A 12,348-nucleotide genomic window follows, 5' to 3' on the forward strand; every position below is an offset into this window, starting at 1 on the left:
GGCCATTTATCACCGGCTTCACAACAATTCGCAGCGGCCGGAAAATTTCACAGCGTTTCGCACAGGGAAGGGATGGTGTTCAGGACGAATCAAGGGCAAAGCCGGTTTGCCGGTTTTTTCATCAGCCGCAATTTTTCACTTTTATGGCTGGGCCAGGCGCTCTCGTCCTTCGGCGAGTATGTGCTGGAGAGCACGATCATCGTCTGGCTGGTGACCGATCTGTTCCGTGACAGCGCCTTTCTACCCAGTGCCGTGGGCCTGGCGGTGGCGGCCTCGGCGATCCCGCGGGTGCTGGTGGCGCCATTGGCGGGTGCCTGGGTCGACCGCCTGACCCCGCTCTACGTGATGATCAGCGCAGACGCTATCCGGGTGATCAACTTCCTGATCTTTATCCTGATCTATTCGCTGTCCGGCCTCGATCAGATGCAAGTGTTCGCCGGCGTGCTGCTGTTGCTGGTGATGAACAGCAGCGCCGCGCAGTTCTTCAACCCGTCCCGGCAGGCGGTCATGCAAGTGATCATTCCCGCTGAGCGGCGGGTGGAAGCGTCGGCCAAGACGATGTTTTCCCTCACGGGCATTTCGGTGCTTTCCGCCTCCGTGGGCCCGGCGCTGTTTGTGTGGGTGGGGCCGATCTGGGCGTTGCTGATCAATGTGCTGGCGTTCAGCTGTTCAGCGCTATGTATCCTGGCCACCCGAGATTTGGGGGCTGCATTGCCCGCAGAGCGCGCCTCATTCTGGCGTGGACTCTTGGCCGGCCTGCGGTTTTCCTGGGGGCACCCGTCGATTCGAACCCTGCTGACCGGCGTGGCGTTATATGGCTTTTCCCTCGGTATCAACAACGTCGTCCTGTCGTTGTATGCCTTCAAAACGTTGGGCCTGAGCCCGCGTGAATATGGCCTGGTACTCGCCGCATTCCCCGTCGGCGGGCTGGTGGCGGCCTTTCTCGTTCGGCCGCTGTTGAAGGTCTTGAGCATTCGACGCGCGTTCACCGTGGCGCTGTTGTGCCTGGGGCTGAGCTACCTGGGCTATGCGTTGCATCCGCCGTTTTACCTGGCCTGGGGGCTGATGTTCTGCTGCGGGCTGTGCTTTTCGGTGTTTGCCATGGTGCAGGGGCCTATGCTGCAAGAGGCCGTGCCGGCAGGCTATATGGGCCGAGTCTCCGCGACCGTGACGCCGGTGCTGGCCATTGCCTCGCTGACCGGCACCCTGGTGTGTTCCCAGACGCTCAACCTCGTGCAAGGTGTGGATGTGTACGGCGGCTATATCGTTATCGCGGCGGGCTTGCTGCTGACGGGAGGTGGATTGATGCTGCTCGGTCAGCGTGCCGGCAAACACCAAGTCGCCCGCTCAAAGTGACTCGCCCGCATCCAGCTTCGCCAGCAGCCTCTGGCCCCGTTCCCACAGCGCGTCCTGCTTGGATTCAGGCATCCGGTCGAGGTTCTTGTAAAGCATGGCCATGCGCTGATTGCCCCGCAGCAGGTCGCCGTGGCGCATCAGAAAGTGCCAGTAAAGCGCATTGAACGGGCAGGCATTGTCAGCGGTACTTTCAGTGACTTTGTACGCACAGTCGCGGCAGTAGTCCGACATGCGCTTTATGTATTGGCCGCTCGCGCAATAAGGTTTGGAACCCAGGTAGCCGCCATCCGCATGCATGACCATGCCCAGGGTGTTGGGCAGCTCGACCCAGTCGAACGCGTCCATGTAGATCGCCAAGTACCACTCGCATATCTGGCTGGGCACGATGCCGGCCAGCAGGGCGAAATTGCCGGTGACCATCAGCCGCTGGATGTGATGGGCATAGGCATGTTTCAGGCTCTGGCCGATCGCCTGGCGCATGCAGTTCATTTGCGTCTCGCCCGTCCAGTAGAACTCCGGCAGCGGGCGGCTGTTGCCGAATGCATTGCCAGCGGCATAGTCGGGCATCTTCAGCCAGTACACGCCGCGTACGTACTCACGCCAGCCAATCAGTTGGCGGATAAACCCTTCGCCAGCGTTCAGCCCGATGCTGCCCGACCAATAGGCCGCCTCCACATCGCTGCACAGCTGGCGCAGGTCCAGCAGGCCGATGTTCAGGGCTGCGCTGATACGGGCGTGAAACAGGAACGGCTCGTCGCTGGCCATGGCGTCCTGGTAATCACCGAATCCAGCCAGGCCATAATCCAGAAAGTAGTCCCAGAGGGCCTGCGCGTCGGCGTGGGTCACGGGGTAATCGAAGGTGTCGAGGGAACCGTAGTGGCTGCTGAAGTGTTTACCTACCAGCGCCAGCACGTCCTGGGTGATCGAGTCCGAGCTGAAGCGCGCCGGGTAGGGCGCCCTGGTGCCCTTGGGCAATGCCTTGCGGTTGTCTGCATCAAAGTTCCAGGCGCCGCCCACCGGCGTACCGTCACCGTTGAGCAAGAGCCCACTCTTGCGGCGCATCTCCCGGTAGAAGAACTCCATGCGCAGCTGTTTTTTACCGCTGGCCCAAGCGGCGAACGCGTCACGGCTGCACAGGAATCGGTGGTCGGCATGCCACTGGACCGGCAAACCGCAGTCCTTCAGGGATTGCTCCAGGCGCCAGTCACCGCATTCGGTCAGGTGTATTTCCCGGGGTTGCATCAGCGATTGCCAGCGCCTTAACTCGCCGGGCACCGAGCCGGTGTTTTGCGGATCGTCCAGGGTGACGTACTGCACCCGCACGCCACGCTGCTGCAACGCCTGGGCAAAATGGCGCATGGCGCTGAAGACCAGGACGATTTTTTGCGGATGGTGGGGCACATGGCTGGCTTCCTCCATGACCTCGACCATCAAGACCGCATCGCGCTGGCTGTCCAGCCCATCCAATGAGGCCAGGTCAAACGACAACTGGTCGCCCAGCACCAGGCACAGGTTTCGAACTGCCTTGGTCACCATGGCGCTTCCAGGGAAAATGGCGTTCGCAGTGGCTCGATAGCGCCTTCTCGCCGGCCGCACATTTCGTCATGCACGCACTGATGCACCAGGGTGCAGGGAAACGCAGGGACTGCCTGCAACACGTCACGCAAGTGATTGACGGAGCGAAAGTGCATGGGCTTCGCCGACTCGTCCAGCAGCGTGAACTGGCCGTGGTCCAGCGTTACGCGCGCCAGATAGAAACCACCTTCCAGCGACAGCAGTTCCATTTCGCGTACAGCGCCTTGGGTGGCCAGTTTGGTCAGGGCTTGCAGGTTCATGGTTCACTCCTTACCGGTCAGGGTTGTGAAGACTGGCGACGGAAGAACAACGTCACCTGGCCGACTTCCACACCCAACTTGGACATGCTGGAGCGGTTGATCAACGTGTCTTCGTCCATCAGGTACATCCAATCGTCGAGGCTCACTTCGTAGACGGATCCATCAACCGGCAGGTTCAGGACGTAGCGCCAGCGCAGTGCGTTGCCCGCCACTTCGCCCCTGGCCTCGCCCACCACATCACCGGCCCGTCCGCGCCAGTGGGTGGGGCCGTCCGGGGTGAGGGTCCAGACACGTTGCTGGCGAGTACCATCGCTGTATAGAAAGCGCTCATCGAGAATCAGGTTTTCACCCTCGCGGCGGCTGGCGATATTCACCTCGAAACGCTTGGCCACTTCACCCGAGCGTTTCTCGAAGATGCCCCAGGCCTTGACGGGCTTGCTGAAGAAGCTCACCAGGTCCAGTTGCGGTTGCTGGTCGGCATAGTGTTTTACATCCACGCTGCCACAACTGCTCAGGCCCAACACCAAGGCCAGCGAAACCAATAGACGGGTCATTGCGGTTCTCCCCGAGAGGGCTTGATACTGCTGATACTTGTACAAAATAATAAAATTGTACAGGTATTTAGCGCATTACCAGGATGTTACCGGCTACCGGCCTGCCCATTTATGGCGGGTATATGCAGCCTCAGGGGACCAGGTGCAGATGATCGTTCCCACGCTCTGCGTGGGAATGCCGCCTCGGACGCTCCGCGTCCCGCTGGCACCGCCGGATTGACGTCTCGCGCAAGGGTGACGCGGAGCGTCACGGTATGCATTCCCACGCAGAGCGTGGGAACGATCAACACACTCAAGCCGGCCGGCGCTCCGCATGCCGGTCAGTAGCGAATCATCACCGACTTGAGCTCGGTGTAATCCTCGATGAACGCCCCGCCAAACTCCCGTCCCACCCCCGAAGACTTGTTGCCGCCAAACGGCACCGCCGGGTCGAGCATCGTGTGCATGTTCACCCACACCGTCCCCGCGTTGATCGCCGGCACCATGCGCAGGGCCTTGCTCAGATCATTGGTCCAGAGACTGGCGCTCAGGCCGTAAGGCGTGTTGTTCATCAGTTCCAGCAGCTCATCCTCGGTGTCGTAGGGGAAAAACGTGGCGATCGGGCCGAAGGTCTCTTCGTTGAGCAGGGTGTCGTGGATCGTGTTGGCGAGAATCACGGTGGGCTCCACATAGCACCCCGGTCCGTCGATCAGCTTGCCGCCGTGGACAATCGTATTGTTCTCGGCCCGGGCCTTGGCGAAAAACCATTCGAGTTTCTGTTGGTGCTGGCGGTTGGTCACCGGGCCGAATTCGGTGCGCTCGTCCAGCGGCGAGCCGATGTTCAACCGGCCCAGGCGTTGCGCCAGTTTGTCCATGATCGGCTCGATCTGCGAGCGGTGGGCGAAGAAGCGTTCGGCGGCCGCGCAGATTTGCCCGGAGTGCAGGAAGCCGGCTTCGATGATGCCGTTGACCGCCTTGTCGAGGTCCACATCCCGCAGGAATCCGGCGGAGTTTTTGCCGCCCAGTTCCAGGGTCGCCCGGGTCAACCCGGCGCCCATGGCACTGCGGCCCACGGCGATGCCGGTGGGCACCGAGCCGGTAAACGAGACCTTGTCGGTGCCCGGGTGCTCCACCAGGCCTTTGCCCACGTGGCCGCCACCGGTCAACACGTTCAGCACGCCCGCCGGCAGGCCGGCGTCGATGGCCAGTTCGGCGATGCGCAGGATGGTCAGCGGGGTGAACTCGCTGGGCTTGATGATGATGCTGCAGCCGGTCACCAGTGCCGAGGCGAGTTTCCAGATGGCGATCATGGTCGAGAAATTCCACGGCACGATGCCCACTACCACGCCCACCGGTTCGCGCAGGGTGAACGCGGTGTAGCGTTCGCCGGCGAAGGAGGGCAGTGACGGGGTAAGGGTCTGGCCGCTGATCTTGGTGGCCCAGCCGGCGTAGTAACGCAGGAAGTGCGCCGCCTGATCGACCTCGAAGGCCCGGGAAATCTGGATGATCTTGCCCGACTGGCAGGTTTCAATCTGCGCCAGTGCTTCGCGATGTTGCTCCAGCAGGTCGGCGAGTTTCAGCAGCAAATTGCCGCGAATGGCTGGGGCGACCTGGGACCATTGCCGGAAGCCACGCCGGGACGATTCCACCGCTGTGTCGATATCGGCCAGGTCCGCATCGGCAACCTGGGCGATCACCTCGCCGGTGGCCGGGTTGATCACTTCCAGAGCCTGGCCGGAATGGCTTTGGACGTACCCGCCGTCGATAAACAAGGCATGGCTTCGACGGAGGAAGGCCTGGACTTCAGGCAGCAGCGCAATATCGCTCATGGGATTTTCCTGCTTGCAAAAGCCCGAGGGTAACCAGCGCCGCCGGGCCAGGCTTGTCCGTGCCTGCCGGGCGACATGTCTGTGGCTGCCAGGCCTGTGGAAAGTGCAATCTTGGCTGTGGAAGGTGCATTTTCCGGGGGGGTCGCCCGCTCCATACTGGCCCCACATCCAGCGTCGTTCGTTGAGTTTGAACGCCAGCCGGACATCCAATAATAAGCAGGGCCGTCCATGAAAAATCCAAACCCGCTCCTCGAAGATCTCAAGGCGATTCTGCCGACCATCGCTGCCAACGCCTTCCAGGCCGAGCAGGACCGCAAGGTTCCCGACGAGAACATTGCGCTGCTCAAGAGCATCGGCATGCACCGTGCCTTTCAACCCAAACCCTTTGGCGGCATGGAAATCTCCCTGCCGCAGTTTGCCGACTGCATCGCCTTGTTGGCCGGCGCCTGTGCCAGCACCGCGTGGGCCATGAGCCTGTTGTGCACCCACAGCCATCAACTGGCGTTGTTTCCCGCCAAGTTGCAGCAGGAAGTCTGGGGCGATAACCCGAATGCCACCGCCAGCAGCAGCATCGCGCCGTTTGGCCGCACTGAAGAAGTTGAGGGCGGTGTGCTGTTCAGCGGTGAAATGGGCTGGAGCAGCGGTTGCGATCATGCCGAGTGGGCGATTGTCGGCTTCCGCCGTAAAAACGCCGAGGGCACCCAGGACTATTGCTTCGCGGTACTGCCGCGCAGCGACTATCAGATTCGCGATGACTGGTTCGCCGCCGGCATGAAAGGCAGCGGCACCAAGACCCTGATCATCGACAACGTGCGGGTGCCAGAACACCGCATCCAGAAAGCCAAGGACATGATGGAAGGCAAGTCCGCCGGCTTCGGTCTGTACCCCGACAGCAAGATTTTCTACTCGCCGTACCGGCCGTATTTCGCCAGCGGTTTCTCCACCGTGAGCCTGGGTGTGGCCGAGCGCATGCTCGAAGTATTCCGCGAAAAAACCAGGACCCGCGTACGTGCCTACACCGGCGCGGCAGTGGGGGCGGCGACTCCGGCGTTGATGCGCCTGGCCGAGTCGACACACCAGGTGGCCGCCGCCCGGGCGTTCCTGGAAAAGACCTGGCAGGAACACGCCGAACACAGCGAACAGCACCGTTACCCGAGCCGCGAGACCCTGGCGTTCTGGCGTACCAACCAGGCGTACGCCACCAAGATGTGCATCCAGGCGGTGGACCGCTTGTTCGAGGCCGCCGGTGGCAATGCGTGGTTCGAGCACAACGAGATGCAGCGTCTGTTCCGCGATTCCCATATGACCGGCGCCCATGCGTACACCGATTACGACGTGTGCGCGCAGATCCTGGGGCGTGAGCTGATGGGGCTCGAGCCTGATCCGAGCATGATTTGACGCCGACCCGGCCATCACAACCATCAGGACTGCGCGTTGATGCAGTCCGGGAGTCTTGCATGTCTGATAACAGTTTCGACCCACGGGCCTTTCGCCGGGCCCTGGGCAACTTTGCCACCGGTGTCACGGTGGTCACTGCCGCTGATGCCAGCGGGCGCAAAGTGGGTGTCACCGCCAACAGCTTCAACTCGGTGTCCCTGGACCCGCCGCTGGTGCTGTGGAGCATCGACAAGCGCTCCAACAGCCACGAGGTGTTCGAGCAGGCCAGCCATTTTGCGGTCAACGTGCTGGCGGCCGACCAGATCCACCTGTCGAACAACTTCGCCCGGCCCAGGGACGATCGCTTTGCCGAAATCGAATTCGAGCCCGGGGAGGGCGGTTCGCCGGTCTTCGCTGATTGCTCGGCGCGGTTTCACTGCGAGAAGTACCAGCAGGTGGATGGTGGCGATCACTGGATCATGATTGGCAAGGTGGTGGCTTTCGATGATTTTGGTCGTGCGCCGTTGCTCTATCATCAGGGGGCGTATGCGCGGATCGAGGAGCGGCAACCGTAGGGCGAACACCTCTATCGAAGGCTGAAGCAGGTTCAATGTGGGAGCGGGCTTGCTCGCGAATGCGGAGTGTCAGCCAATACATCTGGCGACTGACACACCGCTTTCGCGAGCAAGCCCGCTCCCACATGTGATCTCGGTAGCTCATTGCATCTGTGTTAGAACGGCACGGCCACGGTGACCTGGCTATAGAGATTGGTGCCATTGCCACCCACCTGGTTGCCGCCGTTGCTCTCATCCTTGTTGGGCTTGTACAAACCCAGCAGTGGCGTGACGATCAGGTGTTCGTTCACCGCCCACTCCGCGTACAGGTCCAGTTCGCGCCCATCGAGGTTGAGCATGCCGCCCTTGCTCAACGTCTTGTAGTCGAAGAACAGCGCGCCCAGGGTGACGCTGTCCAGCGGCTTGACCTTCAACGCCACATGCTGCACCTCAGTATTGGTATTGAACGGCCCCGAATAATTGCCGGCCACCTCGCCCTGCACCCAGGTGCCGTAGCCACGGTTGAAGCCCGAAAACATCGCATCCCAGTTTTTCGAATAGCGGCTGTAGCGGTAGGTCAGGTCCGGCGACCACGGCAGCGCGGCGAAGGTATAACCGCCTTCGGTGTACCAGGCCTTTTCCGGGCCGGCGTCCTTGTCCTGCCAGGCGTATTCAAAGGAAAAGTGCGCGTTCTCGATCCCGGCATTACCGGCGCCCCGCAGGCTGTAGATGTTCATCCCGGCGCGCTGTTTTTGCAGGTCATTGGCATAACGGTCGTCGACGCTGATGCCGTGGATATAGGTCAACCCCAGGGTGCCGGGCGCGGCGGTGTAGTCCAGGGTGCCGGCAGCCATTTCAGTGTTGGCCTGGGCGCGGTTGTCGGACTTGATCCACATTACGCTGCCATGCACGCCGTCCTTGCCACCCAGGCGTAGCACTGCGGTTTGATCGAAGGCATGCCGGGCGGCGATGTAGTAGGCGCCGCCCCGGTTGAACTTGCCGTCATCCACGCCCTTGCCGAAGTTCGGGCCGTCATCGTTGATGATGAAACCGTCGCCGAGCATGATGACCTGGCGGCCGAACGACAGGTTCACACCATCCTTGCCCAGTGCCGGAAACAGTTCCCCCGAGCGCCAGCCGGCGAAGGCTTCGTCGAACTTGGTGGTGCGCTCGCTGCCGGTGGTCACGCCCGACGCATCGCCATCACCCCAGGTGCCCGAGCTGACCAGGTTGGCCGTGCCATACACGCTGCCCAGGGCGCCGAAGCGCTGGTCGACGCTCAAGCCATACTTGATAAAACCTTCACGCCAGGTGGAACCGCCGGTGGTGCCGTCGTAGTTCTTGCGGCTGTTGAACATCCCGTACACCGCCAGGAAGTTGCCGGTGACCTGAGTGTCGTCATCGGCATACAGCTCGAACGCCTGGGCCGATGAGTCGATGATCATCAGCGCGACGCCCAGGCTGATGGCCCTGTACAGGTGACGGGTTTGTTGTGTGTGCTGCATTGTTATAGTCCCCAACAAGGTGAATTGAGGGAGCATTAGGGCGAGCGCCACCGGGCCAAGTCTTTCCCCTGCGTGCCAGGAAATTGTCCCAGGCCGCCAGTGGCGCAGCAGTGGCAGGCAGCAACAAAACCGGCGGCAGCCAGGAGCAAGACGATCAGCCAGGGCGGGCGCAGAGTGCCAATACTTCTAAAAATCCGCTTCTTGAGGATCTGCACCATGTCGATCAACGACCGGCTCACCGAACATTTGAAACGCGGCACGGTGGGCTTTCCAACCGCGCTGGCGAGCACCATTGGCTTGATCATGGCCAGCCCGGTGATCCTCACCGCGACCATGGGGTTTGGCATCGGCGGCAGCGCCTTTGCGGTGGCGATGTTGATCGCGGTGGTGATGATGCTGGCCCAGGCGACCACCTTCGCCGAAGCCGCCTCGATCCTGCCCACCACCGGCTCGGTCTACGACTACATCAATTGCGGCATGGGCCGGTTCTTTGCGATCACCGGCACCTTGTCGGCGTACCTGATCGTGCATGTGTTTGCCGGCACCGCCGAAACCATCCTCTCCGGCGTGATGGCGCTGGTGAATTTCGAGCACCTCAACACCCTGGCGGAATCCGCCGGCGGTTCGTGGTTGCTGGGAGTGGGCTTCGTGATTGTGTTCGGGGTGCTCAATGCGTTTGGCGTCAGCGCGTTTGGCCGGGCCGAGATCATCCTCACTTTCGGCATGTGGACCACCTTGATGGTGTTTGGCGTGCTGGGCCTGATCGCAGCCCCGGCGGTGCAGCTGGACGGCTGGTTCGGTGAATCCCTGGTCGGTACCGACCTGATTACCATCCTGTCGCTGGTGGGCATGGCGATGTTCATGTTTGTCGGCTGCGAGTTCGTCACGCCGCTGGCGCCGGACCTGCGCAACTCGGCCAAGGTGATGCCCAAGGCGATGGTGCTGGGGTTGCTGGGGGTGGCCACCTGCATGTTCATCTACGGCGCCGCCATGAAGCGCCAGGTGGAGAACGTATTGATCGACGCGGCGGGCGGCGTGCACCTGCTGGATACGCCGATGGCCATCCCGAAATTCGCCGAGCAGGTGATGGGCAGCATCGGCCCGATGTGGCTGGGCATCGGCTTTCTGTTTGCCGGGGCTGCGACCATCAACACCCTGATGGCCGGTGTGCCACGGATCCTGTACGGCATGGCGGTCGACGGCGCGTTGCCCAAGGTTTTCACCTACCTGCACCCGCGCTTCAAGACACCGTTGCTGTGCATTCTGGTGGCGATGCTGATTCCGTGCCTGCACGCGCTGTACCTGGGCGGCAACACCGACAACATCATGCACCTGGTGCTGGCGGCCGTGTGTGCCTGGAGCTTTGCTTATCTGCTGGTGACGCTGTCGGTGGTGATCCTGCGGATTCGCCGTCCGGATCTGCCTCGCGCCTACCGTTCGCCGTTCTTTCCGCTGCCGCAGATTCTGTCGAGCATCGGCATCCTGCTGGGCATGTGGTTTATCACCCCGCCGGGCATGAACCCCGCCGACATCTACATTCCCTTTGGCGTAATGCTCGGGTGCACGGCGGCGTACGCGCTGTTCTGGACGCTGGTTGTGCAGAAGGTCAATCCATTCAGGCCCGCCTCGGTGGAAGAGGTGTTGGCCAAGGAGTTCGCCCATGAGCCGGGTCAGCCGCACAACGGGTATATCAGCCATGCTGCAAAAACTGTCTGAGCTGTTCAGCGCCCGGCGCGCGCCTGCCGGGTATCGACCCGGCGTTACGCTGGAACACCTGAGGCGTAACCTCGGCCTGGCCGGTTATGAGGTGTGTGGACCGACGACGGCCCGGGTTTCCCTGGACAATCTCGGGCTGCAACTGGAGATCGTCGAACGCACCGAGTCGCAGCTGTTGATGCACCTGGTGATGACCGAATTCGTACTGCGCATTCCTGCCTCGCAGCAGGGCACGGCGAGCTTCGAACTGCACCACACCGGGGCCGTCCGACGCACCGGAATCCGCTGTCGACAGCGGTCGGGAGACAAGGAAGTTTTAGGCATTTTGCACACGCAATTGCAGGAGGGCAGCGCCTTGCATCGCGCCTTGATGCCGCTGGACTTCAAGCGCCTGCGCATCGACCTGGTGGATCACCAGTGGTGTGTGCGGCTTGAGCATATGGGCGGCAGCGAGGTGGTCAACCGCATGCCGGCGTTCCGTCGCTACATCGCCTTGAGCAGTGTGCAACGCGCCTGGCTGCTGGACGCCTTGAACGGTTTCCAGCGCGCCTTGCAGGCCCACTGACCGCAGTATTTGGCATCAATAGTGCAACCACCTTGGCAGACACGTACTTGTTGCGCGCATATAGATAACATGTTAACTATTGCCCGACAAAAACAAAAAGCCAAGGTGGAAACAACCATGAGCATGCAACAGATTGGGCAAGACGGGCTGGACCTCTGGACCCGGGATCTGCGCGCGGTTTGCGGTCACTTCGACACAGAACTGGCCTTCAACCGCTCGCTGTTCATCGGCAGCATCAGCACCTTTTCCCGCGGCGGTTTGCCCCTGGCCAGCCTGCGCACCAACGCCGGCCTGATCAAGCGCCCCAAGGCCCGCGCCGACCACGATGACGACCAACACTGCTTCCTCGTCAGCCAGCGCAGCGGCTACTGCCAGATCACCCAAAACGGCCAGAGCTTCCAGCTTGCCCCCGGCGAACTGTTATTGATGGACTCGGTGGGCTCCATCGACATCACCCCGTTCGGGCTCATCGAACACGCGTCCCTGTCCTTGTCCCGCGCAGAGGTGTGCAAACAGTTCGGCAACCAGCCCAAGACCTTCGGCAAAATCTCCTCGAGCAAAGCCTGCGGGCGCATGTTGCATGTGTTGATGGATCAACTGTGCAAAGACGCACTGAACGGCGAAGGCGCGGTCGGGGAGGGGCAGGCGTTGCAGTCGGCGTTTGTCTCGCTGCTGGGGTCGGCGTTTGAGCAGGAAGACGATGAGCGCGATGATTGTGGCGGGTTGCAGGGCAGCAATCTGCGCAGCTATGTGCAGAAGGTGATTGATGAGTCATTGACCCAGCCAGGGCTTAGCCCGGTGGGGTTGGCGAGTCGGTTGAATATCTCGGTGCGGCATTTGTACCGGTTGTTTGAGGAACAGGATGACAGCGTGTGCCGGTATATCCAGCGGGCGCGGTTGAAGCGCAGTGCGGATGATCTGACCAACCCGTTTTTGCGCAGTGAGTCGATTACGTCGATTGCGTATAAGTGGGGGTTTACGGATTCGGCGCACTTTAGTCGCTCGTTCAAGAAGCAGTTTGAAGTGTCGCCGAAGGATTTTCGGGCTGGGCGGTTGCAGCAGGTGGGGTAGGGGAGGA

General features: G+C 61.6%; 10 protein-coding genes and 1 pseudogene. 6 read left to right on the forward strand and 5 right to left on the reverse strand.

Features of this window, described 5'->3' with window-relative positions:
• The first annotated feature begins 75 nt into the window (after window positions 1–75).
• Window positions 76–1,356, forward strand: a complete 1,281-nt coding sequence (locus V6607_RS12080) for an MFS transporter (protein WP_173406087.1) — start codon at window positions 76–78, stop codon at window positions 1,354–1,356.
• On the opposite strand, the gene V6607_RS12085 is transcribed toward V6607_RS12080, so the two are convergent.
• The 4 genes from V6607_RS12085 to V6607_RS12100 all read right to left on the reverse strand — a co-directional run bounded on the left by V6607_RS12085 (window position 1,348) and on the right by V6607_RS12100 (window position 5,553).
• Window positions 1,348–2,892 carry a cryptochrome/photolyase family protein gene (locus V6607_RS12085; protein WP_134326163.1) on the reverse strand — a complete coding sequence of 515 codons (1,545 nt, stop codon included), beginning with the start codon at window positions 2,890–2,892 and terminating at the stop codon, window positions 1,348–1,350. The genes V6607_RS12080 and V6607_RS12085 overlap by 9 nt on opposite strands.
• On the reverse strand, window positions 2,886–3,191 hold the full coding sequence (locus V6607_RS12090; protein ID WP_134326164.1) for a DUF6482 family protein: 306 nt from the start codon (window positions 3,189–3,191) through the stop codon (window positions 2,886–2,888). The genes V6607_RS12085 and V6607_RS12090 overlap by 7 nt, the downstream gene beginning before the upstream one ends.
• Before the next feature lie 17 nt (window positions 3,192–3,208).
• Window positions 3,209–3,745 (reverse strand): DUF3833 domain-containing protein, encoded by a 537-nt coding sequence (locus tag V6607_RS12095; RefSeq protein ID WP_177009899.1) that lies wholly within the window; start codon window positions 3,743–3,745, stop codon window positions 3,209–3,211.
• Between the two features lie 320 nt (window positions 3,746–4,065).
• Window positions 4,066–5,553: an aldehyde dehydrogenase family protein gene (locus V6607_RS12100; protein ID WP_134326166.1), complete on the reverse strand. Its 1,488-nt coding sequence runs from the start codon at window positions 5,551–5,553 to the stop codon at window positions 4,066–4,068.
• Window positions 5,554–5,781: 228 nt separating this feature from the next.
• Between V6607_RS12100 and V6607_RS12105 the strand changes: the two genes are divergently transcribed.
• Together V6607_RS12105 and V6607_RS12110 are read left to right on the forward strand one after the other, a co-directional pair.
• Entirely contained in the window at window positions 5,782–6,951 is a 1,170-nt protein-coding gene (locus V6607_RS12105; RefSeq protein ID WP_134326167.1) for a flavin-dependent monooxygenase, read from the forward strand.
• Window positions 6,952–7,010: 59 nt separating this feature from the next.
• Window positions 7,011–7,481 (forward strand): annotated as a pseudogene (locus V6607_RS12110) (flavin reductase family protein); the annotation flags it as partial.
• A gap of 179 nt (window positions 7,482–7,660) precedes the next feature.
• Here V6607_RS12110 and V6607_RS12115 read toward each other — a convergent pair.
• The gene (locus tag V6607_RS12115; RefSeq protein ID WP_134326168.1) at window positions 7,661–8,989 is read right to left on the reverse strand and encodes a hypothetical protein; all 1,329 of its coding nucleotides are present in this window, start codon (window positions 8,987–8,989) and stop codon (window positions 7,661–7,663) included.
• A gap of 216 nt (window positions 8,990–9,205) precedes the next feature.
• Between V6607_RS12115 and V6607_RS12120 the strand changes: the two genes are divergently transcribed.
• The 3 genes from V6607_RS12120 (at window position 9,206) to feaR (ending at window position 12,341) form a co-directional block, all read left to right on the forward strand.
• On the forward strand, window positions 9,206–10,705 hold the full coding sequence (locus V6607_RS12120) for an APC family permease (protein ID WP_102606196.1): 1,500 nt from the start codon (window positions 9,206–9,208) through the stop codon (window positions 10,703–10,705).
• Window positions 10,686–11,270: a DUF3156 family protein gene (locus tag V6607_RS12125; RefSeq protein ID WP_134326169.1), complete on the forward strand. Its 585-nt coding sequence runs from the start codon at window positions 10,686–10,688 to the stop codon at window positions 11,268–11,270. Before V6607_RS12120 ends, V6607_RS12125 begins: the two co-directional genes overlap by 20 nt.
• Window positions 11,271–11,387: 117 nt before the next feature.
• The gene (gene feaR, locus V6607_RS12130; protein WP_003219901.1) at window positions 11,388–12,341 is read left to right on the forward strand and encodes a transcriptional regulator FeaR; all 954 of its coding nucleotides are present in this window, start codon (window positions 11,388–11,390) and stop codon (window positions 12,339–12,341) included.
• Window positions 12,342–12,348: the final 7 nt, after the last annotated feature.

The organism is Pseudomonas sp. KK18, assembly GCF_037094675.1.
Classification (GTDB): domain Bacteria; phylum Pseudomonadota; class Gammaproteobacteria; order Pseudomonadales; family Pseudomonadaceae; genus Aquipseudomonas.

Excerpts from the sequence above, each read along its gene's own strand:
- V6607_RS12120 (WP_102606196.1), top strand. The coding sequence starts at position 9,206 with ATGTCGATCAACGACCGGCTCACCGAACATTTGAAACGCGGCACGGTG.
- feaR (WP_003219901.1), top strand. The coding sequence starts at position 11,388 with ATGAGCATGCAACAGATTGGGCAAGACGGGCTGGACCTCTGGACCCGG.
- V6607_RS12115 (WP_134326168.1), bottom strand. The coding sequence starts at position 8,989 with ATGCAGCACACACAACAAACCCGTCACCTGTACAGGGCCATCAGCCTG.
- V6607_RS12095 (WP_177009899.1), bottom strand. The coding sequence starts at position 3,745 with ATGACCCGTCTATTGGTTTCGCTGGCCTTGGTGTTGGGCCTGAGCAGT.
- V6607_RS12100 (WP_134326166.1), bottom strand. The coding sequence starts at position 5,553 with ATGAGCGATATTGCGCTGCTGCCTGAAGTCCAGGCCTTCCTCCGTCGA.
- V6607_RS12125 (WP_134326169.1), top strand. The coding sequence starts at position 10,686 with ATGCTGCAAAAACTGTCTGAGCTGTTCAGCGCCCGGCGCGCGCCTGCC.
- V6607_RS12105 (WP_134326167.1), top strand. The coding sequence starts at position 5,782 with ATGAAAAATCCAAACCCGCTCCTCGAAGATCTCAAGGCGATTCTGCCG.
- V6607_RS12090 (WP_134326164.1), bottom strand. The coding sequence starts at position 3,191 with ATGAACCTGCAAGCCCTGACCAAACTGGCCACCCAAGGCGCTGTACGC.
- V6607_RS12085 (WP_134326163.1), bottom strand. The coding sequence starts at position 2,892 with ATGGTGACCAAGGCAGTTCGAAACCTGTGCCTGGTGCTGGGCGACCAG.